This is a genomic window from Massilia agrisoli, from assembly GCF_020831365.1.
GTDB classification, from domain to species: Bacteria; Pseudomonadota; Gammaproteobacteria; order Burkholderiales; family Burkholderiaceae_D; genus Telluria_A; species Telluria_A agrisoli.
The window spans coordinates 398,642-420,437 of record NZ_JAJHPV010000009.1; the positions used below are offsets into that span (position 1 = coordinate 398,642).

16 protein-coding genes, 1 tRNA gene and 3 pseudogenes are annotated in these 21,796 nt (G+C 57.9%); 10 read left to right on the plus strand and 10 right to left on the minus strand.

Annotated features, from left to right (window positions below; genetic code table 11):
* Positions 1-16: 16 nt before the first annotated feature.
* Both LMJ30_RS06260 and LMJ30_RS06265 read right to left on the minus strand, forming a co-directional pair.
* Entirely contained in the window at positions 17-1,180 is a 1,164-nt protein-coding gene (locus LMJ30_RS06260; protein WP_229431477.1) for a DUF1565 domain-containing protein, read from the minus strand.
* Positions 1,181-1,266: 86 nt separating this feature from the next.
* Positions 1,267-1,340 (minus strand) — tRNA-Cys (locus tag LMJ30_RS06265).
* A 212-nt stretch (positions 1,341-1,552) separates the two neighbouring features.
* On the opposite strand from LMJ30_RS06265, the gene LMJ30_RS06270 reads away from it, so the two are divergent.
* Together LMJ30_RS06270 and rtcA are read left to right on the plus strand one after the other, a co-directional pair.
* Positions 1,553-2,374: a DUF4142 domain-containing protein gene (locus tag LMJ30_RS06270; protein ID WP_229431478.1), complete on the plus strand. Its 822-nt coding sequence runs from the start codon at positions 1,553-1,555 to the stop codon at positions 2,372-2,374.
* A 59-nt stretch (positions 2,375-2,433) separates the two neighbouring features.
* The gene (gene rtcA, locus LMJ30_RS06275; RefSeq protein WP_229431479.1) at positions 2,434-3,459 is read left to right on the plus strand and encodes an RNA 3'-terminal phosphate cyclase; all 1,026 of its coding nucleotides are present in this window, start codon (positions 2,434-2,436) and stop codon (positions 3,457-3,459) included.
* A 7-nt stretch (positions 3,460-3,466) separates the two neighbouring features.
* Here rtcA and LMJ30_RS06280 read toward each other — a convergent pair whose 3' ends face one another.
* Both LMJ30_RS06280 and LMJ30_RS06285 read right to left on the minus strand, forming a co-directional pair.
* Positions 3,467-4,453, minus strand: coding sequence for a fatty acid desaturase family protein (locus tag LMJ30_RS06280; RefSeq protein WP_229431480.1), 987 nt, complete (start codon positions 4,451-4,453; stop codon positions 3,467-3,469).
* 209 nt (positions 4,454-4,662) lie between these two features.
* The gene (locus LMJ30_RS06285) at positions 4,663-5,031 is read right to left on the minus strand and encodes a COG4315 family predicted lipoprotein (protein WP_229431481.1); all 369 of its coding nucleotides are present in this window, start codon (positions 5,029-5,031) and stop codon (positions 4,663-4,665) included.
* Positions 5,032-5,238: 207 nt separating this feature from the next.
* Between LMJ30_RS06285 and LMJ30_RS06290 the strand changes: the two genes are divergently transcribed.
* Positions 5,239-5,547 (plus strand): TFIIB-type zinc ribbon-containing protein, encoded by a 309-nt coding sequence (locus LMJ30_RS06290; protein ID WP_229431482.1) that lies wholly within the window; start codon positions 5,239-5,241, stop codon positions 5,545-5,547.
* A 157-nt stretch (positions 5,548-5,704) separates the two neighbouring features.
* Positions 5,705-7,336, plus strand: a complete 1,632-nt coding sequence (locus tag LMJ30_RS06295) for an ATP-binding domain-containing protein (protein WP_229431483.1) — start codon at positions 5,705-5,707, stop codon at positions 7,334-7,336.
* A 99-nt stretch (positions 7,337-7,435) separates the two neighbouring features.
* Here the strand turns inward: LMJ30_RS06295 and LMJ30_RS06300 are convergent, their stop codons facing one another.
* Complete coding sequence (locus tag LMJ30_RS06300; RefSeq protein ID WP_229431484.1) at positions 7,436-8,860, minus strand: MvaI/BcnI family restriction endonuclease; 1,425 nt, start codon at positions 8,858-8,860, stop codon at positions 7,436-7,438.
* Between the two features lie 276 nt (positions 8,861-9,136).
* On the opposite strand from LMJ30_RS06300, the gene LMJ30_RS06305 reads away from it, so the two are divergent.
* Together LMJ30_RS06305 and LMJ30_RS06310 are read left to right on the plus strand one after the other, a co-directional pair.
* A complete protein-coding gene (locus LMJ30_RS06305) occupies positions 9,137-9,634 on the plus strand; it encodes a very short patch repair endonuclease (RefSeq protein WP_267869562.1) in 498 nt (165 codons plus the stop codon).
* Between the two features lie 235 nt (positions 9,635-9,869).
* The gene (locus LMJ30_RS06310) at positions 9,870-11,549 is read left to right on the plus strand and encodes a DNA cytosine methyltransferase (protein WP_229431486.1); all 1,680 of its coding nucleotides are present in this window, start codon (positions 9,870-9,872) and stop codon (positions 11,547-11,549) included.
* Positions 11,550-11,745: 196 nt separating this feature from the next.
* On the opposite strand, the pseudogene LMJ30_RS21850 reads toward LMJ30_RS06310, so the two are convergent.
* The 3 pseudogenes from LMJ30_RS21850 to istA form a co-directional block, all read right to left on the minus strand.
* Positions 11,746-11,940, minus strand: a pseudogene (locus LMJ30_RS21850) (hypothetical protein); the annotation flags it as partial.
* Between the two features lie 66 nt (positions 11,941-12,006).
* Positions 12,007-12,213 (minus strand): annotated as a pseudogene (locus LMJ30_RS06315) (ATP-binding protein); the annotation flags it as partial.
* A pseudogene (gene istA, locus LMJ30_RS06320) lies at positions 12,198-13,134 on the minus strand (IS21 family transposase). The pseudogenes istA and LMJ30_RS06315, both read right to left, overlap by 16 nt.
* 409 nt (positions 13,135-13,543) lie before the next feature.
* Between istA and LMJ30_RS06325 the strand changes: the two are divergent.
* The 4 genes from LMJ30_RS06325 to LMJ30_RS06340 all read left to right on the plus strand — a co-directional run bounded on the left by LMJ30_RS06325 (position 13,544) and on the right by LMJ30_RS06340 (position 17,248).
* Positions 13,544-14,149, plus strand: a complete 606-nt coding sequence (locus LMJ30_RS06325) for a peptidoglycan recognition protein family protein (RefSeq protein WP_229431487.1) — start codon at positions 13,544-13,546, stop codon at positions 14,147-14,149.
* Positions 14,143-14,868, plus strand: coding sequence for a hypothetical protein (locus tag LMJ30_RS06330; protein WP_229431488.1), 726 nt, complete (start codon positions 14,143-14,145; stop codon positions 14,866-14,868). Before LMJ30_RS06325 ends, LMJ30_RS06330 begins: the two co-directional genes overlap by 7 nt.
* A 165-nt stretch (positions 14,869-15,033) precedes the next feature.
* Positions 15,034-15,963, plus strand: a complete 930-nt coding sequence (locus LMJ30_RS06335; RefSeq protein WP_229431489.1) for an ABC transporter ATP-binding protein — start codon at positions 15,034-15,036, stop codon at positions 15,961-15,963.
* A 1-nt stretch (position 15,964) separates the two neighbouring features.
* A complete protein-coding gene (locus LMJ30_RS06340) occupies positions 15,965-17,248 on the plus strand; it encodes an ABC transporter permease (RefSeq protein ID WP_229431490.1) in 1,284 nt (427 codons plus the stop codon).
* Between the two features lie 54 nt (positions 17,249-17,302).
* Here LMJ30_RS06340 and LMJ30_RS06345 read toward each other — a convergent pair whose 3' ends face one another.
* Together LMJ30_RS06345 and gyrB are read right to left on the minus strand one after the other, a co-directional pair.
* Positions 17,303-18,868, minus strand: a complete 1,566-nt coding sequence (locus LMJ30_RS06345; RefSeq protein WP_229431491.1) for a TonB C-terminal domain-containing protein — start codon at positions 18,866-18,868, stop codon at positions 17,303-17,305.
* Between the two features lie 305 nt (positions 18,869-19,173).
* The gene (gyrB, locus tag LMJ30_RS06350) at positions 19,174-21,666 is read right to left on the minus strand and encodes a DNA topoisomerase (ATP-hydrolyzing) subunit B (protein WP_229431492.1); all 2,493 of its coding nucleotides are present in this window, start codon (positions 21,664-21,666) and stop codon (positions 19,174-19,176) included.
* Positions 21,667-21,796: the final 130 nt, after the last annotated feature.

Genomic DNA, 21,796 nt, shown 5'->3' on the forward strand with positions numbered 1-21,796 from the left:
CTTGCCGCAACTGGCCTTATCGCTGGTAAGCCCCGACATCGGAAGCGGCCAGCTTGCGCGCCTTGCCGTTGATATCGACCGTGGGCGTAAGCGAGGCGATGCCTTTGCCGACGCCCGGCGACGTCGGCAGCAGGCGCAAGTCGGGCGTTCCATCCCTGGAATAGTGGACGAACTTCGGCGCGGCGCTGATCGTCCCGGTGTGCTTGAGCCCGTTGCGCAGCCCCCAGTCGCCGCCGGCGTTCTGGAAAACAAGGTTGTTTCGGTAGGTATTGTTGGTGCCGGTCCAGCCGATTTCCGTGATGCCCGTCTTGTTATCGAAAACAATGTTGTTGTGCACATTCGTGAAATCGTTGGGGCCCTTGGTGTGATAGTAGTCCCCGCCGCCGACCAGGATGCCGCTGGTCGAGCCGACCACGGTGTTGTTCGACACGGTCGCGTGGTGCGCGTCATGCCAGAGCTGGATGCCGGCGCCGCCGATGGCATACAGCACATTGTTCTGCACCCGGCCTGTCGTGTTCAGGTAGATTCCCTTGGAAAATTTGCAGCCTGGCGTGCCGATATTGTGCACGCTGTTGCCGATGACATCTGACTTGACCCCCTTGTAGTAGCTGTCCAGCCCGATCCCCGAACTGCCGCTACCGCCGCAACCGCGTTTCTCGCCAATGTGCTGCACCTGGTTGTTGCGCACTGAAACGTAGGAACCACCGTTGTAGATGCCATGTTGCCAGGCAGTTCCCGTGGTAGAGCCGCGTCCGTCGATGTCGAAGCCGACGATGTCCACGTAACTGCCGCGGTTATCCCAGGCAGTGTTGCTGCTCGACTTTACCGGCGGAACGATGCGCGCGCCCCACTTGACCACTGACCTGTACACGATGCGCGCGTTCGATTCCCCGCTCATGGTGGTGCGAAATCCGCCCGCATAGGTGCCCTTTGCGACATGGACCGTAGTGCCGGGCAGCGCGACGCTGGCGGCATGCTGGATGGTCTGGAAAGGGGAGGCTTCGGTACCGGGGTTGCTGTTTGAACCGTCCGGCGAGACGTACACGTTGTATTTGCTGGCTGGCGTGGCCTCGTTGTCTGGAGGCGGCGCCGCGGCGGCGTGGGCCAGGAGGACCACAAGACCGGTGCAGATCAAAAAGCCGGTACACGCGTTGCTCGCAGAGCGGAGTAAAGAAGTCATTGAGAGTTCCTCGCAGTGAAGCCGGTGACCGCAGGGAACGGTCACACGAACGACAAGCGGAGGTCAAGAAGACCTCCACGAAAAGCTGGAGGCGGGTGTTGGAATCGAACCAACTTAGCCAGCTTTGCAGGCCGGCGCATTGCCATTTTGCTACCCCGCCATGGACTTAAGTGTCTACCTTCAGCCGGGAGGTCGATCCATGTGGATCAAACTTTGAATTGATGAGGAACATAGGCGGCCCTGACGACTGGTGGAGGGAACTCAAACTTGCGGACAGGCTATCTGGCGCACGTAAAGATATTACACAGATAGACTTTGCGGCAACCGGGCTAGCTAATCCGGCATTGTTGTCCACTTTTAATGGAGATCGAAATGCTGAAAACAAAAGTTATCAAGACCCTGCTGAGTGCAAGCGTACTTGCCGCCTTTGCCGCGCCGATGGCGGTGCAGGCGCAAACCCCGGCGGCCGGAATGAACACCCCGGCTGCGAGTGCGCTAAATAAAGCTGACCAGAAAATCGTCATGGACATGGCGCGCGCCAACATGGCTGAAATCGAGGCTGGAAAAATTGCCGTGAGCAAGAGCCAGAATGCGCAGGTCAAGGCGTACGCCCAACGCATGATCGACGACCACACCAAGGCGCTGGCCGACGTCACCTCCCTGGCCCAGAACAAGGGCGTGACCCTGCCGACTGAGATGGACTCCAAGCACAAGGCAATGGCTGCCAAGCTCAACAAGCTGGAAGGCGATGCCTTCGACCGCGAGTACATGAAGCAGGCCGGCGTTGCCGACCACACGAAAGTGCACGCGATGCTGAAAAAGGATTCGACCCGTGCAAAAGACCCGGACGTAAAGGCGCTCGTGTCGAAAATGATGCCGACAGTGGAGGAGCACCTGACCTCGGCCAAGGGAATGCCAATGACCAAGGGTGGCGGCGGCAAGAGTGACGCCAAGGGCGTGAAGCCCCCTGTAACTGGCGAAGCGAACGATCACACCTCGCCGGGCGCCGTCAAACCGCCGGCAGCGGCGAAGGACACGTCGCGGGGAGCTTCCGGAACCATGGGCACGACGGGTACCTCAACGTCGCCACCAGTAACAGGCGAGGCCAACGACCACACTTCCCCGGGTGCGGTGCGTCCTTCGCCGGCAGCGAAAGACACCAAGCCGGCGCCAGCGCCCGCAGTTAAATATTGATACGGGCACGGAGGGCGGATGAGCGCATCGCGTTTCATCCGCCGGATTGACTGACGCGTATGATCGAACTCGACGGATCGCAAGGTGAGGGTGGAGGCCAGATCCTGCGCACTTCGCTCACGCTATCGATGATCACCGGAACTCCGTTCCGCGTGACGAACATTCGCGCCAACCGCGCCAAGCCCGGCCTGATGCGCCAGCACCTGGTGGCGGTGCAGGCCGCGGCACAAGTATGCGGTGCGGAAGTGTCGCACGCAGAAGTCGGCTCCAGCGCGCTTGAGTTCCGGCCAGGCCGCATCAAGGCGGGGGACTACAGGTTTTCGATCGGAACCGCGGGCAGTTCAACCCTCGTCCTGCAGACCTTGATTCCAGCCTTGCTGTACGCGAGCGAGCCGTCAACCGTACTGGTCTGCGGCGGTACCCACAACCCCATGGCCCCGCCCGTGCAGTTTCTCCAGCAGGCATACGGCCGGGTGCTGGAACTGATGGGAGCAAAGGTCCACATCACGCTTCGGCGCTACGGTTTCTATCCGGCCGGCGGTGGCGAGGTGTCGGCATCGACCGAGCCCTGCACAAAGCTCGGCCAGATTGCGCTGATCGAGAGGGGAGCCTTGCGAAGTGCCTATGCGGAAGCAATTGTGGCCGGCCTTCCAGGCGCCATTGCCGAACGCGAGCTCCAGCTGGTCGGCGAACGTCTTGGGTGGACGGCAGGGCAGCTGCGGCTCAACGAGCTCCCGCGCGACCAGGGACCCGGCAACGCCGTGCTGATCACGCTTGATTTCGAGGGGGTGACAGAGGTCTTCACGGCGATCGGCGAAAAGCGCGTACGCGCGGAGTCAGTCGCTGGGGCCGTGGTGGCTGAAGTGGAAGACTATCTCGGCTCCAGCGCGGCAGTCGGCGAACATCTGGCCGACCAGGTGATGTTGCCGATGGCCCTGGCTGGCGCTGGCCAGTTCACCATGCACCGCATATCGCAACACGCGATAACGAATGCGGAAGTGATCAGCCGGTTCCTGCCGGTGCAGATAAGTTTCGAACAGTCGGCCGATCACGCGGTGTGCCGGCTGGACGCTGTCAGTTTATAGCTGGATTTTACCGGGCTAACAGGTGCTTCAAATATGCGCCTTGTCCGTGGAAGATCGCACTCTCATCCACCAGGCCTTCGCGCTTGTAAATCTCGTGCACCTTCGGCAGGTTGGCGAACGAAACGCCAGGGTGCATGTGGTGATAGGCATGCAAGCCAAAATTCAGGTCAGGCATCAGCGCGCGCTGCCACCAGGTGAGCTGGATCAGCGGAGTCGTTTCGTGGATGGTGCCGTTCTCAATATTGTATTCATGCTCGCACACGGCGATCCAGCGCACCATCAGCTGGGTGACGGTCATTGCCGGCACTACCCAGTAAATCAGGAATACGGTCCAGCCGCCGACAGCGGTTAATACACCCGCGGCCACTGCAAAGAATGCATAGCGCAGCCATTTCGGCGATGGGTTGCGGCGTTCGAATTCGTCGGTTCGCGGTGCTGTTTTACCGCGGATCAGGCGAATCAGGTTCATCGCCGTCAGGTCTATTACCGCGATCATCACCAGCTGGCCTAAAGACTTCGGAAAGGTCCATTCCTCGCCGGATTTGCGCAGGAAGTCCGGGTCATCCTTCGTGAAGCAGTATTTGTGATGCGAGAGGTGCACCTTGGCATAGTCTTCCACCGTCGTCACAAACAGCGGATACACCGCAAACACATTAATAAACCAGTCCGCGTATTTGCTGCGCATGCCCAGGCGGTGTACCTGTTCGTGCAACAGCAGTGCGAGCGCCATTTGGCGGGTGCCGATCAGGAAAACACAAAACAGCGTGACCGCGAGATTGTCGAAGTACACGCCGGCCACGATAAACGCCGCGATCGAGGCCCAGGTGAATGCCAGTTCGGCCGCGAAGCGCTTTGGCCGCGCACCCGACAGCGCCATGATTTCGCGGCGCGCGTTCGGGGACAATGCCGATGCTTCCGCAAGGACGGCTGGTCGGAGTGGCTTTGCGGTCAGCGGCAGGTCGGGCGCGAAGATGGCGGTGCTTTGCGTGGGCATGATGGTTTCCGGCGTCGGTTTCGTTAGGACTGGCAGCATGATGACCCAACTGCCGGCATAGCAATCCGCCGAGAACCGCCACAATTCCCTCTTTCTAAATTAAATAGATTTTTTATTAAGCACTTGATGGCTGCAAGACGGATACACCCCGTCCCCGCTTTTGCGTGAATGAGGTGTTATCGGCGTCGACTAAATGCGGGAAAAGACGGTCAATCTGTCACCACATGCCACGCATCCATCACCTTGTCGCCTGTCTTGTCCCCGGGCTTCTTGTCCTTGATGAAGGTGTATAGCGGCTTACCTTTGTAGGCAAGCTGCTTGGTCCCGTCGGCGCGGGTGATGGTCGAATAGTCCCCCGCAGGCTTCGCATCGGCGGCCATGACTGGCGGCCAGTTCTCGGCGCACTTGCCAGTGCAGGCGCTCTTGCCGGCAGAGTCCTTGTCGTAGGTATAAACAGTCATACCCTTCGAATCAACGAGCATGCCGTCGGCTTTCTTGACCGGCATATTGTCCGAGGCGTGGGCGGAAAAAGTGAAGAGGGCGAACAGAACTGCAGTACCAAAGCTGACTGATTTCATGGAATTCTCCTGTGAAAAATCGAGTGCGAGGACCGGTTGTCGTTGAACAGCCCCTCATTCTAGCGCACCGGTCGTTGTGTTTTTGTACTCAGCCCCCATATCTTTCAGATGCGGTACATTTCGGCCGGTACGCGTCTGTACATCGGCAAACGAGGTATGGTATCGGCTCAAGCTGTTGAACAACCTTATTGAACGAAGGAGTAGGCTATGGATTGTCCTGTATGCAAAAACGTACAACTCGTAATGTCGGACCGGCAGGGGATCGAGATTGACTACTGCCCGACATGCCGCGGCGTGTGGCTGGACCGTGGCGAGCTGGACAAGATCATTGAGCGTTCGGTACCGGCCGCGGCGCAACCGATGCAGCAATCGGTTCAGCAGCAGGTTCGTCACGATCCCTACCAGGGACAACATCAGCCGCAAGGTTTCGGGCATTCGCAGCCGTCGCATGGCTATCCTCACCACAAGAAAAAGAAGCGCGAAGGCTTCCTGGGCGAGCTGTTCGATTTCGATTGACGCGTTCCGCCCACACGCACACGTGAAGGCTGCCCTCAGCACGTCGTTCCCGCGAAAGCGGGAACCCATGCTGAGTGCGCCTTAGCCATAAGCACAGGTTTTCGACCCGTCTGGCCACATCCCATAATTCCGAGGCGGCCCAGCCGCGCACGACCCCATGGCCCACATCCACCCGACCGGCTGGCGCGAGATGTCCACCACCGGCACCGCCGCGCGCGAGATTGAAACGCTCTCCTACCTCGATGAGCAACTGTCAGACGTTCCCTACAGCATCTACCACGGCGTACACTGGACCAACGTCGAACAAGGCTTCTCTGCCTACGGCGAGATCGACTTCATCATCGTCGCGCCGAACGGGCGGGTACTGCTGATCGAGCAGAAATCCGGGTTTCTGACTGAGACGCCGGAAGGCTTGGTCAAGAGCTACCAGGGCAAGCCCCGCAAGATCCGCAACCAGATCTTGCGTACGATAGATGGACTGGTGAAACGCTTCGGCAGTGAACTGTCGATCGACTACCTGCTGTATTGCCCCGACTACACCGTGCGCGACCCGCACCTGGCCGGCATCGACCCGCGCCACATCATCGACGCCACATCCGCGGCCAAGCTTGCCCAGGTGATCCGCGAGGTGCTGCCAGTTACCGAATTCAGCGACCAGTTCGAGAAAGTCACACGCTTTCTCGGCGACACCCTCAGCTTGAGGCCCGACCCGAGCGCCATGATTGGCTGCGCTACCGATATGGTCACGCGCTTGTCGGGCGGCCTGGCAACATGGGCGCGCAGGCTGGACTTCACGCCCTACCGGCTGCGCGTGGTGGGCACAGCCGGCAGCGGCAAAACCCAGCTGGCGCTGGCCGAATACGCCGCCGCAATCGACGCCGGCCTGCGCCCCTTGTACGTGTGCTTCAACCGGCCGCTAGCCGATCACATCCAGCGCCTGGTTCCTCCGGGTGGACGCGTGGCCAACTTCCACATGTTGGGCGACGCTTTCATGCGGGCACAGGGTATTACACCAGATTACTCGTCGCCAGAAGTGTGGGGCGAGATGGAGAAGGCGCTGGCCACCGCCGAGCTGCCAGAAACCTGGATGTACGACGTGCTGATCGTCGACGAGGGGCAGGACTTTTCTGTAGCCTGGCGCAACATCTTGCTGCGCATGCTGAAAGAGGGCGGCCGCGCCACCTGGCTGGAAGACCCGACGCAGAACCTGTACGGCCGCGACATGGTGCCGCTGCCGGGGTGGGTGACGCTGCATTCGCACACCAACTACCGCAGCCCGCGGCAGATTGTCGACATGCTGGCGTCGATAGGCGAGGCGCGGCAGCCGGTGGAGGCTGCTAGTCCTTTCGAAGGCGCGGATATCGAGGCGCTGGTGTACCCGGAGGGCGATACGGAGGCGATGCTGGCGCAGACCAAGCATGCGATCACGTTGTGCCTGGCGGCAGGGTTCGCGCGGCAGGATATTGCGATTGCGTCGTTCAGGGGACGGGAGAAGTCGGCGATTCTGGGGCGCGATACGCTAGGCGACGCGCATACGCTGAAGTCGTTCACTGGGGAGTACGACTTGTTTGGGAATCCGGTGTTTCGGGAGGGGGGCTTGCTGGCGGAGTCGGTGTATAGGTTTAAGGGGCAGTCGGCGCCGGCGGTGATTTTTACTGAGATCGACTTTGAGGAGATTGATGAGCTGGTGTTTCGGAAGTTGTTTGTGGGGATGACGCGGGCGCGGTTGAAGCTGGTCGTGGTGCTAAGTGAACAGGCCGCCGCTGAACTGTTGCTTAAGCGAATCTAACAGTCGAATGTCCGCCAGTTGAACGCTGCAACACTGGGATTGTTTACTCGACGATGCGGGACTGTCGGCTCGACAATCGAGCCGACACTTCGTGCATCTCTACTTTTTTGGGTTCAAGACGTGCCGTCGGGGGCTCGGGAACAGCAGTGGCAGGTCTCGTTTATTCATCTTAAAAAGCGGCCCCTTTTCAGTCACAGCAGCACCCTTCCGCTTGATCAAATGATCCAGCGTGATCACTCCGGATTGAATTAGCGGCATAAGCTGACTCAAAAGAGGCGTCTTCGTATGGGTGACAGTATGCAAGTCAAAATGTTCGACGCCATCTCGTGTTGAGCTTGTCGCTTCAATCCAAAACGTCTCGGCATGCTTTTCCGCCAGCCTTCGGCGGAGAAGCTCACCGGTCCAAACGGCTACCTCATTGTTCTCCCTGTCGCGTTCGACTACCAAATCGCTTGCTTCATCGACAAACAAGCGAAGTCCCTGACTGTTGTACTTTTGGCTTGAAACCGTGCAATAGAGCTTAAAATCCGTGCCCCGCTCGTATCCATAAGCATTCAGTATCTCTGCGCTGCTTTTTAACCTGCTGAGCGGCCAGATCGCGACTTGAGCGAAGATTGTGGAGCGAGTCTTATTTCCCCGCCCAGCTTTCAATTCGATACCGCGATAGTCAGGCTTTTTTCCACTGTTTGGCGGGATACCCAAGGCGGCTTCGACGGCCATGCCGACTGCGGTATCTCCGTGTTTTACAGAACGAATTGAGCTTTTCGCGATCGCGTGCAGTTTTAGGAGAAGTTCTAACGCGACGCTACCTTTTGTTGCCACATAACGACCAATGACCTTGTGGATTTCGGTTGCTGGTGAGGCGCGCGCTAACGATGTGCGGCTGAGGTTGAATAAATAGAGGCTATCATCCAATACCACGATACCAATTTGGTCTGTCGGCACGGCAAACTGGCCAAGCCCTTTAAACCACATTCTTGGGTCACCCTTTTTCGTCATGGGTCGGTACAAACTGACCGTCGACGGCACTAACGCGTGCGGCTCGACAAAGAACGCGGGCTTCTGCACCTTATGTTCTAGACCTTGTCCTTGTTCTTTAAAAAAATGTAGATTTTCAATTTCAAAGTGGGTCCTTATGGGCTGAGTCGCGTCTAAAATACTCTTCTCGAGGCCAGTGCGAGTTGGCTCAAAAACTGAGAATTCAACGCCTTGCGCGCCGAAAAAGGCAGCATTTTCCGCTACTAGTAGCTTAGCTTCGAGGGGAATGTCCTCTTGGCGTTCAACCCGGCTAATGTACGCCGGGTCCATCCCAAAATCGTCGAAGGCGAACTGCGTAGATATCGGGGGCGTTACCACTGCTGACGCTCGCGCCTGGTCGACGAACTTGACGACGGCTTTCCAGTTTGGATAACCGTTCGCCCGAGCCACTTCCTCGTGGGCTTGCGTAAGTGAAACGTTGGATTGACTTGCTAATTGCTTTGCATCTTTGCGGAGTCGGTCGAATGACCGCGGGGGAGCTTTCATTTGGGAACCTCCAAAAAATCGCATACCGGGGTTACTGCCCACGAGTAAACCCAAGCACACGTGCTTATGGGGGTTGAATGTACGGAGATGGCACAAAGGGGCCTTTGCTGTTGCGGGCTGCGGGCGGTCTCTAGACACCTAGGAAACAATTTATCACAACTAATAGTATTTGAACAGTAAGGCGCGTAAACGCACCGAACCCTCACCCCTGGGCATTCATGCGCGGTGGAATTTTTGGATCGGTTAAGCTATGAGGCCGTCTTCCAAACCTCACACATGGCTGATTCCCTAACACCCGCTGAGCGAAGTCACCGCATGTCGTTGATTCGCTCAAGCAACACCAAACCAGAACTTCTGTTGCGACGTGCACTTCACGCAGCGGGCGTTAGGTATCGCCTGCATAAGAGAGACTTACCTGGCAAGCCTGATTTGGTGTTTGGAAAAGCTCGAACGGTCTTGTTCGTAAACGGTTGTTTTTGGCATGGACATAAATGCCCTACGGGCCATATACCGAAGTCGAATAGTGAATTCTGGCGTCGGAAAATCGTAGCCAACCGTGCGCGCGACGCTCGGAGCATTCGGCAACTGCGCATGGCCGGCTGGAAGGTGATAGTGGTCTGGGAATGCGCAACAAACCCTAAGCGACTCCCTACAACAGTCTATCGGGTTCTGGAGTCACTGGTCAAAAGCCGAACCAAGGGAATAGTTCCGGCTTCAATAGCCGCGACAAGCAGCAGATCTATTCGCGGCAGGCCTGATGACGCTGAGCTTTAAGCAACGATCCTCAATTCCTCCTGGACATTTCTTGGAAGTTCCCATACAATCGCATGTTAGCTGCGCGTGCCGTCCGCACGTCACTTGCCGTCCGGAGCCCACGACCGACTGGCCCTACAGTTCGACACTCTTGCTAAAACTACTGGTTAAATGTACAGTATTTTCTCGAGCCGACTTGGTGTTGATAGGCTAACGGATGAGAAGCCTACGACTGGCAGCGCGAATTGGAGAACATATGAATCACATTGAACTATTTGCCGGTTGTGGCGGTCTCTCGCTTGGGCTTGAATCAACCGGTTTCGAACTGCTGCTCGCGAACGAACTCTCTCCGATGGCCGCAGAGACCTTTGCGTTCAACTTTTTTGGCGAAGATTTGGACGGGTTAGCGGCCGGCGCAACCGTGCGGAAACATCCGGCAAAAACTAAATGGCTCAGCAGCAACTTCGCCGTGGATCAAATGGCTTCTCGTTTGCGGGAAGATCCACGAGGTACTCCACCCGTCGCCGAAGGTATATCCGATTTGCAGGAGACTAAAGACCTCAAAGGGAGCCTTGTAATTGGGAGTATTGTTGAACTTAACAAATGGCTTGCGCGGAATGATGATGCATTGAACGCGCTAAAAACCGGATTCGGAACCGGTGGAGTTGATTTGGTTTCGGGTGGCCCACCATGCCAAAGCTTCAGCATGGCCGGAATGCGGGAATATTCAAACGCGCGAAATATTCTTCCGCAAGAGTTCGCTAATTTTGTGAAGATGACGCAACCTAAAATGGCGCTGCTTGAAAATGTTACGGGGATTCTTCGTCCATTCGATGTTGATGGCGAGAAGGTTTACGCTTGGTTTGAAGTGGCGAAGGCGTTTGTAGGGGCAAATTATGTCCCGTTGTGCCTTCATGTGAACGCTAAGTTTGCTGGCGTTGCCCAAAATCGTCCGAGATTTTTAATGGTTCTGTTTCGCAAGGATGTGTACCTTTCTCTGGCGCAAACCTGTTCTGAAGATGAGCGAGCATTGATGGCGCCTTCGAAACAATTCTACGATAGAGCGAAGGCTGACCCCTCTCTCGCATATTCCGCCGATGAGTTACCGTGCTTCGACGTTGCCAATGCGCGGCATCTTTCGTTGTTCAGAAATTCCTTTTTGAGCCCGCTTGTAAAGTTTTGTGATAAGCCGTACTCGGTTCGCGATGCAATCGATGACTTGAAGGGCAAAAGCGGCGCGCGGTCAGGATACGTCGACTATCTCGACTCAAGCTTAGCCCGACATACGAGAGTCCCTGCAATTTACGCGCATGTTCCCGGGAAGGCACCGAAGAATCATGATCTGCGACGGAATAGTCCATTGGTTCAAAGACGTTTCAGGATTTATCAGGTGCTCAGCACCCTTCCGCGAAAGGTGCAGCGGGAAGTTAAGGCCATCCTCAGCGGCGATTCACTGGTCCTTTCCGACGAAAGCTTTGACCTGCTGGCAAAGCATCAATACGTTGGGGCTGATCAGAGCCGGATAAAATTCGGGAGTTCGGGTAAAGATGAGCTGATCGCGTTTTTGCTTGCACACAAGACGAAAAAGCAAACGCAAAAAGCGCTCGATCCACTTGTTCCGGCGCCGGCCGCGCTATCTATTCCTGATGATGCTTGCCACTATGAGAATTTGAGGACGCTTAGTGTTCGTGAGATGGCGCGAATCCAATCCTTCCCCGATTCCTTTGTATTTCGATCCAAGGTCACTACTGGCGGTAAGATGAGGAAATTCGAAGTCCCGCAATATACTCAGGTTGGAAACGCCGTACCGCCGCTCTTAGGTCGGGCGCTGGGGAAAATTTTTGGCGAACTTCTTGGGCGACTGGATAAGGAATCATCACTGCCCTCGTTCAACGAGTCTTCGCTGTCACGCCATGAGGAAACACTGCAGGCATGACGATCAGTCGGGCTTAACTGTAGAAAACGAAGACCTCCCTTTGCTTTTTTTCTGCACAGGATGGCGGGCCGAGTGACGCGCTCAACCATTCGAAGTCTTGTCCAACCCCAAGGATAAGTTGCTGAAGCGTTTTGAGTAGAAAGACTCTATCCGAAACCCGCGCTGGCTCAGCATTTTGGCGTGGGGAGGCCGAAGGCTACGGTTCAATGTTTGGCGTCGCTACCGGGATCAAGCCGCACGCCGAAACACCCATCTGGATTGCACCCGGTAGCAAGAATCTGCCCCCGCTCATTGATGTCGTGGGCCGCGTCAAACTCCCATCCCAGCGCGGATCCACTAGCGTGTTTATGTCTAACATCACGCCATCGGTGTGCAGGAACGCATGCGGACTGGTAGCCGTGCCGTGTCAACGGCGATTTAAAACTGATACACCTCCGTCGCTGAACACAGTCTGCGTTCAGCCAATTTCTGCAACATCACTCCCCCTCATCATTCCGGCCTGGCGCTGGTTCTTCAGCCGGTAGCTCTCTCCGGCAATTGGCACGATATGCGCATGGTGCAGCAGGCGATCAAGCAGGGCGGCGGTCAAGGTCGCATCCTGCGCAAACGTCGTGTCCCACTGGCCGAACGGCAGGTTGCTGGTCACGATCAGACTGCTTCGCTCAGCGGCTGCGCAATCCGGCTCACCACCGCCACTGGTCGTGTCGGCAGCGGTGGCGGCGTGGCTGCCTGCGGCCTAGCAGCGGCAATGTCCGCCCGCCATGGCGCCGGCAGCGCTTGCAGATGCGCCATCTCTCGCTTCAATGCTTCAGCCGGCGGCTCTTTCGTTGTGCCATGAACGCGCGCATTGGCAACTTCGGCCAGCCAGTGCGCCACTTCCACGTTGGCCGTAACGACATCGAGCTTCTGGCCGCTTTGCGCCAGTCGGCTGGCCAGCGGCACATAGAACGAGCGCCGCAAATAGCCGTTGAAGCGTTCGACCTTGCCCTTGGTCTTGGCACGGTACGGCTGGCACAGCTTGATTTCTTCATGTTGTCGTACAGGACCCGCCTGGTCACGCCGCCGAAGGCCGCGAAGGCGCGCTCATGGCAGGCGATCAGCGTTCCACCTTCATGTTGCTGACGAACTCTACGTAGCTGGCACGGCTATAGCCCAGGGTGGCGCAGAATGCATGCAACGGCGCGCTACCCTTGCGGAACTCGACCCAGTCAACCTGCAGCTGTTCGCCCATTGCCGTCTCGAAGCGCACCACCGGGTCGGCAGGTGAAGCTGGCCGCAGCGTCCGCATGAACGCGCGCAATTGGCTCATGCCGCCGTGGTAGCCGCTTGCCACAATCTCGCGGTACAACACGGTCGCGGGAATCGTGTCGGGGTGTGCAGCCTTCTGGCGCTCCCTCAGATACTCCTCGAACCGCGCCAGCTTCGTCTGGCGCTTTACCTTGCGCTCGTACCTGGGCACCGTCTCCAGCGCCAGGTGCCGCCGCACCGTGTTCACTGCGCAGCCAACCTCGGCGGCAATCTGCCGCAGACTTAACCCATGCTTACTCAGTAGTTGAATTTCCACGTACACCTCTTTGGGTTTCAAGGCCGCTCCGCAAAGCGACCATCTTCTCAAATTGGTGTATCAGTTTTCAATCGCTGCCTGTATCAGTTTACAACCGCTGCTGACACCTGTCGGGCTGAATGCCTTTTGATGTGGTCCGCTAGGTTTCAAGAATGCGCTGCTCAGGTCGCTAGTGAGTGCGACAGCTCAAGCCGTCGCGCTGGCCTCCAAAGGCACGTCAAGCTGGCTGTTCGACTTTTCGATTTCCCTTTAATACGTGAGGGGTAGGGCAGTTCCCGTTGCAGCGGAAGGATAACGGCGCTGCCATCGTTAACAGTGCGTGGTCCGTTCGCACTGTTGGTCACGATTGTGATCCGTCAACATTCCAAATCTCAATAGCGACACCATAAAGGATCCCATTCACGCAAGCGTGCTCACAGGAGACCGACCCATGCTACGAATTGACAAGCTCGGCCATATTTTTAATGCGCGGATAAAACGGGCGACGAGTCCACACATCGAGCGCGGTCCGCTGCTGCGGGTAAGCGGCATAATTGTGCATCAGACCGGAGGAGCGACCCTGAACTCGAGCTTAAGCAGCTACGTCAAACCGAAAGCAAATGGCGCGCATTTTCTGATCGATCGGGACGGTACGATCTATCAAACGGCGTCCCTGTTCAAGCAAACGTGGCACGTCGGTTCATTGCGCGCGCGTTGCATCGCTGAGTATCGCTGCACCAAGGTCGAGATGAAGTTGTTTGGCAGCTTTAATCCGAAGATCGAACATCGGAACGAAATGGCAAAGTCGGTACCCGACCGTTACCCCGCAAACGAGGACAGCATCGGTATTGAAATTGTCGGCGCCGTAGTAACCCCAAATGGGGCGTCGCCGGCAGAAAAAGGCGTATATGAAGCCGTCAACCAGAGGCAAAATGCTTCGCTTAAATGGCTAGTGCATGCACTCGCCATAACGTTCTCAGTACCCATAACTGAAATATTCCGGCATCCCACGGTCTCCAGGAAGAATCCAACCGAAGCGAAAAGTGCCGTATGGTGAACATTTTCCTCCTCATCGCTATTGGAGTCATGCTCTCGTCAAATGCGGCGCAAGCGGACGTAGTCGAACCGGATATGCGAGATCCGAAACTCCCCCCGATCAAATCAATCAGCATCCGGGAGAACGCCGCGCGCTCGCCAGCGGCTAGTGGATCGGAAGAACAGTGCGGAGGATTTGTTCTGACCATAGGCGAGGTGAAAGACTATCTTCTCGCCGCGCGAGAGGTGACACAGGACGATTATCTGCATATGCTCGACTGGTCACCTTGTTATGCAAGTGGTGACGTACTGTTCGAGAATGGTATGACCGGGGTTTGGGGTATTCAACAGCTACGTGCCGGGTCCTTGTCGCTCAGTAGCGGCCGTAAAATTTATCTATATTGCCCACACTGCAGAGCACGGTCATTTGAACCTCGTGATAGACGATTGCCCACCAATGCGATGCTGCCGAAAGATGTGGAAGCATTTGTATCCAGGCGCGAAGGCTGCGCTCATTTTCGTGGCGAAATCCCCGAGCCCAACCAAAGAGCCCGTCTGCGTGAGGTTAAACGCGAGATTCGACGCCTGTGCACAGGTATGGACAAGCAGCTGGTCAGGCTCAAGAAAAAGTACGCCCCCACTCCCCAAGTCATGACAACCCTGAACGAATTCGAGTCGGTGGGCGAGCTAGAAATAGCAGATGGGAGCGACCGAGCGGGTGATCAGCAACCCGATAACTAGCACCGAAAATATCGAGCAGTATGCATTTGCTCTTCGGTAAGCCCAGGAATGCGTTCATACCACATGTTGAAAATTAATCAATAAGTGTTTACATTGGCGTTGTTGCTGCGTGGACAGAGCACAAACGGTTTTCTCATCCCTTGTGACGGGTCGTATATGGCATCAATGCTTGAAGTATCCGGAGTTGTGAAAAGCTATGGCACCAGGCGCGCTGTGGACGGGGTTTCGTTCACCGTGGAACGCGGGCAAACCTTAGGCCTGATCGGGCCCAACGGAGCTGGCAAGTCCACCACCGTATCGATCATCTGCGGCTTGCTCACCGCGGACGCAGGCAGCGTCATGCTGGATCACTCAGCAATCGGCGTCGGCGCAAGTCCGACCAAACGCAAGATCGGACTGGTCCCGCAAGACCTGGCTCTGTACGAGGACTTGACCGCTTTCGAGAACCTCCGCTTGTTCGCATCGCTATACGGGCTATCAGGCAAGCGCAGCCAGGAACGCGCCCGTGAAGTGCTGGCGCTGGTCAACCTCGCAGACCGTGCCAGTGATCGCCCATCGACCTTCTCCGGCGGCATGAAACGCCGCTTGAACATCGCCGCCGCATTGATGCACGATCCCGAGCTGTTGATTCTCGACGAACCCACGGTTGGCGTCGACCCACAAAGCCGCAACGCCATCTTCGAAACGCTAGAAAAGCTGAAGTCGCTTGGCTGTTCAATGATCTACACCAGCCATTACATGGAAGAAGTCGAGCGTCTGGCCGACCGCATTGTCGTGATCGACCACGGCAAAGTGCTGGCCGACGATACACCAACCGCCCTGTATCGCAAGCTGCCAGCCCAGGCGGCCTTACGCCTTGAACTGGCCCATGCCCCTGACGAAGCACTGCTCACACGCATGCGCGCGGTAGAGGGCGTAACCTCGGTGGCGCAGAACGAACGGTTGCTGGAGGTGCGCCTGCGCGAAGCAGATGACGCGCTGCCGCTGGCAGGCTGGCTCGCCCAACAGGGAGTGCATGCGAACCATTTCCAAACCGCGCGCACCAGCCTCGAAGAAGTCTTCCTCAACCTGACCGGACGCTCGCTGCGCGACTGACATGACGGCATTTATCGCACTCGTCCGCAAGGATATCCTGTTGTACCTGCATGATCGCCGCGCGCTGGTAATCAACCTTCTGTTGCCGATTTTGCTGGCCGCATTCTTCGGCTATCTTTTCGGCGGCAGCGGCAAGAAGGAGGCGGGCCGTCTCAACGTAGCACTTGTAATGCAGGACACAAGCGCAACAAGCCTCAAGATTGCAGGCGCCCTGAAGGCTGACGTCACACTCCGCCTGACCGAAATGCCCCTGGCGGAAGCCGAGCGATTGGTGCGCAAGGGCGCTCAAAAGGTGGCTATCGTTATCCCGGCGGGCTTTGGCGATGCCGCCGGAGCCGCGCTGTTCAGCGCTGGCACCAAACCGACTATCGCGCTGCTGTACGATCCTTCGCAGCAGATGGGCATCGCGATGGTGAAGGGAATTCTCACCCAGCATGTGATGCAGGCCGTCAGCGCGAGCATGCTAGGTGGTGCAGATGGGGACAAATTTATCGAGAAGAGCATCCGGGAAATCGATGCGAAAGGGACCTCCAAAGACGAGCCGCTGCGTGGTTTTCTTGGTAGCCTGCAGAGATATCAAGCACAGCAGAAAGCGTCACCTGCAACGGCTGGGCAGGGTGGAGGTACGCTCAGCGTTCCGTTTTCAACCACCGAACGCGCGATGACTTCAGAGAAGGCTGTGGCCGGGTATAACGGCTACGCCCACTCATTTGCTGGCATGGCCGTGCAGTTCATTCTCTTCATGGGAATCGACATGGGCGTGAGCGTCCTGCTTGCGCGGCGAATGGGGATTTGGAACCGGTTATTGGCGGCGCCCATCTCGCAAACCACGGTGATACTGGCGCGCGCGACATCTTGCACGTTTATCGCGATGGCCCTGATGTGCATCATCTTTGCGGTAGCGGTGCTGGTGTTTGGTGTGAAGGTGTCCAATATTCCCGGGTTCCTGGGTGTGGCACTGTGCTTTGCCGTCATGACTGCCAGCTTCGGCCTGTTAATCGCGGCTTTCGGCAGCACGCCTGATGCTGCACGGGGCATTGCCATGTTCGCGACGCTGATCCTGGTGATGCTGGGCGGTGCTTGGGTACCTTCTTTCCTGTTCCCTGAATGGGTTCAGACAGTCACGATGTTCATGCCTACGCGCTGGGCGGTCGATGGCTTTGATGCTGTTACCTGGCGTGGGCTTGGGATGGATGTGGCGGGGATGTCGATGGCCGTGCAGCTGGGATTCGCTGCATTGTTTGGTACCTTGGCGCTTTGGCAGTTTAAACGCGTAATGCGTTGAGAGATAACCGCTGGCAGCAAGTCGAGCAGGAAGCCCAAACCGAAGTTGTCGTCATCACTGCAGGCGGATGGCCGTGTCGAATATCCACGTGCGGCGAATTTCGATCACGTCATACTGGCGCGCCAGGCTTGGCGGGAACTTGCCATAGGGCGCCTGGCTGGCCACGACTTTTCGTATTGCTTCGTCGATAGCGGCCACACCGCTTGACACCACGAAGGTCACCTTCTCTACCGAGCCGTCGGCGCGGATTGCCACCGTCACGGTCGGTTGGGCGTGAGGCTTTTTCACCGCTTCGCGCACCATGTCGAAGGTCATGTTCATCTCGATCTTTTTGCTCATGGCTTCTGCGTAGAGGACGAGATCCGTATTAGCGTCGGCGCGCCCGAAGAGCCATCCGCGCCGAAGGCTGCTTACCGTAGGCGGCAGCGCACTTGAAGGACGATTCAACGCAGCGTCACGCTGGGCCGCTTCCTCTTTCATTTGATTGCCGATCGCGCGCAGCCGCTCTTCGCGTTGCGCCTCCTGCTCAGCCCGCTCGCGCTGGGCCAGCTGTTGTCTTGCTTGTTCTTGCCGTGCCGCCTCTTGCTTTAGTGCGTCTTGTCGCGCCGCCTCTTGCTTTATGGCCTCTTGGCGCGCGGCTTCCAGCTGAGCCTGCGCTTGCTTCGCGGCCTGGGCCTGGGCCTGTCGAGCCGCTTCAAGCTGCGCTTGACTTGCTTGTTCCTGTCGGGCGGCTTCCCTGCGCTCAGCTTCCAAGCGCGCGGTCTCGGCACGTTCTCGTTCCTGTCGCGCCGCCTCCAGCTGCGCCTTCTCGTCCTGTCTTGCCTGCTCTTGTTGCAACGCCTCTCGACGCAGGCTTTCTTGACGTGCCAGCTCCAGACGTTCGGCCTCCATTCGCGCAGCAGCAATCCTTGCCGCTTGCTCGGCGCGGACAGCTTCTTGTCGCAGTTGCTCTTGCCGCGCCGCTTCGCGCTGGGCCTCGGCCATCAGTTCGGCCTGTCGTAGTCTTTCGGTTCGCTGTTTTTCCTGCTCGAGCCTGGCTTGCTCAAGTTCGCGTTCCCGGGTTTCCTGTTCGAGCTGCTTCTGCGCGGCATCGTCCGCTGTGGAAGCGCGTACCGGTGCTTCACTCACTGGTGCGGGAAGGTCTTGTGCGTCAGACTTCGCGCGTGGTCTCACCGGTGGCGCATCGGGCGCGATCGGCGGCTTCACGTCAGGCCGCTTCACTGCCGGCGTGGCGGGTAACTGCGTCGGTGTGGGCGGGGGAATGTAGACTGCGGCTGCCTCAGGACGCTTAACGACGGGAGATGGCGTGGTCAATGGTGGCAGGTTGTTGGCAACTGCGGGCTTGTCTGCTGCGACGGGCTCCGGGTTGGCAATTTTTGTGGGGGCGGCGATTGCCGGCGCCGGTGCCGCAGCAGGTGGCGTAAGCTGCGCCGGTGCAAGCATGATGCGCAGCTCATCGGCTCCCAGGCGCCTGTCTTTCCACGGAAAGTTCAGGCCGGGAAGTCCGAATGTCTGACCACTAAAGGTGATGCTCAACAGCAGAACGTGAAACAGCACCGAGAGCACCATTGCGGTACTCAAGCGAGCAGGCCCGCGCTGATTGAAGAGGGCTGTTGTCAAATTCGATGCCTACGGTGATTTTGGCCTACAGGGTTGGAATGCTGGTTTGGCTGTCAGCAATTGCTGACCTGCCATCATTTTCCTGTAAGTGTACTGCCCTCCGGGAAAAAGGAGGACCTATTTACGATGTTGGAATGGAAAGCGCAAACGGTCAGTCTAGGTTCCCGCGTCCGCGGGAACGACGAATTGGTGGTGAAAGCATGTTTCACAATTGACGGCGGGTAGACGTAAAAAAGCCAGCCCTCAGGCTGGCTTTTGAGCAAGAAGGACTTGGCGAAACCGTATTTCAGCTCGCCAATGCAGTCTTAAGCATCGATGTTATCCGCATGCAGCGCATTCGACTCAATAAAGTTCCTGCGCGGCTCAACCTCATCACCCATCAGCGTGGTGAAGATCTGGTCCGCGGCAATCGCGTCGTCGATCTGCACCTTCAGCAGGCGGCGCACGGTCGGGTCCATTGTGGTTTCCCACAGCTGTTCCGGGTTCATCTCGCCCAGACCCTTATAGCGCTGCTTCGACACGGTGCGTTCCGCTTCATCGCGCAGCCACTGCATCGCGTGGTGGAAGTCGACCACGGCCGATTCCTTCACGCGGTCGCCTTCGCCGCGGCGGATGAAGGCGCCTTCGCCGATCAGGCCCTGGAAGGTTGCAGCTGCCGTCGACAAGGTCGCGTAGTCCGCGCCCTGCACGAAGTCAGCGTCGATCGAGCTGACCTTCACGTTACCGTGATGCATACGCTCGATGCGCAGCGCGTGTTTCTCGTTCAGGTCGTCTGAATGCACGCGCACTTTCACAGCGCGGTCGCCGATGACCTTTTCCATCGCTTCAGCCGATTGCTGCGCGGCTTCCACGGTGTCGAGGTTAAGCTGCACACCGGTCATGATGGCGGTTAGCGCTGCGCGGTCAATCACGCGGGTCAGGCGCATCATGATGGCGTTCGACATGTTAAACGTGCGTACCAGTTCGCCCAGCGCGTCGCCCGTGATCGGGTCGGCGCCTTCGCGCGGAACAAGCGCCGCCGTGTTGAGCGCCACGGTCATCATGTAGCTCGCCTCTTCGACGTCGTCCTTCAGGTAGCGCTCGTCGCGGCCGGCCTTCACCTTGTACAGCGGCGGCTGCGCAATGTAGATGTGGCCGCGCTCGACCAGCTGCGGCATCTGGCGGTAGAACAGCGTCAGCAGCAGGGTGCGGATGTGGGCGCCGTCGACGTCCGCATCGGTCATGATGATAATGCGGTGGTAGCGCAGCTTGTCGACGTTGAATTCGTCCGGGCCGATGCTGGTGCCCAGGGTCGCGATCAGTGTCGTGATCTGCTCGGACGACAGCATCTTCTCGAAGCGCGCCTTCTCCACGTTCAGCACCTTGCCTCGCAGCGGCAGGATCGCCTGGAATTTACGGTCGCGTCCTTGCTTGGCCGAGCCGCCCGCCGAGTCACCCTCGACGATGTACAGTTCGGACAGGGCAGGGTCTTTTTCCTGGCAGTCGGCCAGCTTGGCGGAGAGGCCCAGGCCGTCCATCACGCCTTTGCGGCGGGTCAGGTCGCGCGCCTTGCGTGCCGCTTCGCGCGCACGGGCAGCTTCAACGATTTTGCCGCAGATAATCTTGGCGTCGTTCGGCTTTTCCTGCAGGTAGTCGGTCAGCGTCTTGGCGACGATTTCTTCAACCGGGCCGCGCACTTCGGACGACACCAGCTTGTCCTTGGTCTGCGAGCTGAATTTCGGCTCCGGCACTTTAACGGACAGCACGCAGGTCAGGCCTTCGCGCATGTCGTCGCCGCTGATCTCAACTTTCGCCTTCTTGGCGAAGTCGTTCTCGTCGATGTACTTGTTGATCACGCGGGTCATCGCCGCGCGCAGGCCGGTCAGGTGGGTGCCGCCGTCGCGCTGCGGGATGTTATTGGTGAAGCACAGTACCTGTTCGTTGAACGCGTCATTCCACTGCATCGAAACATCGACGGTGATATTGGTGTTCTGGTCCGACATGCGCTCGCCGGTCGCCTGGAACACGGTCGGGTGCAGCACGGTCTTGGCCTTGTTGATGTATTCAACGAAGCCGCGGGTGCCGCCTTCAAACGCGAAGATTTCTTCCTTGCCGGTGCGCTGGTCGGTCAGCTTGATGTTGACGCCATTGTTCAGGAATGACAGTTCGCGGATGCGCTTCGCCAGGATATCGTAGTGGAATTCGACGTGCGTGAAGATCTCTTCGTCGGCCCAGAAGTGGACGTCGGTGCCGCGCTTGTCGGTTTCGCCGATCACCTTGATCGGCGAGACTTCAATGCCGTTGATCACTTCGAGTTCGCGGTTTTGCGGTACGCCGCGCACGAATTCCATGTAGTGCACTTTGCCGTCGCGGCGAATCGTCAGCTTCAGCATTTTCGACAGCGCGTTCACGCACGAGACACCAACGCCGTGCAGGCCGCCCGATACCTTGTACGAGTTCTGGTCGAACTTGCCGCCTGCGTGCAGTTCGGTCATCACGATTTCGGCAGCCGAGCGCTTTGGCTCGTGCTTGTCGTCGAACTTCAGGCCGGTCGGTACGCCGCGGCCGTTGTCGGTAATCGAGATCGAATTGTCGGAGTGGATCGTGACGTGGATTTCGGTGCAGTGTCCGGCCAGCGATTCGTCGATTGAGTTGTCCAGCACTTCGAACACCAGGTGGTGCAAGCCGGTGCCATCGGAGGTGTCGCCGATGTACATGCCAGGGCGTTTGCGCACGGCTTCCAGGCCTTCCAGGATTTGAATCGAGGCTGCGCCGTATTCTTCAATTTTCGCGGGGACTGCTGGGGTGTTCTCGGACATGGACTGCTTTCTCAAAAAACGATTGCAAATTACTGCTATATCGTCGTTCCCGCGGAGGCGGGAACCCATGCTGAGCGGGATCATCCACTCTTGTATGGATTCCCGCCTGCGCGGGAATGACGGTGTCGAG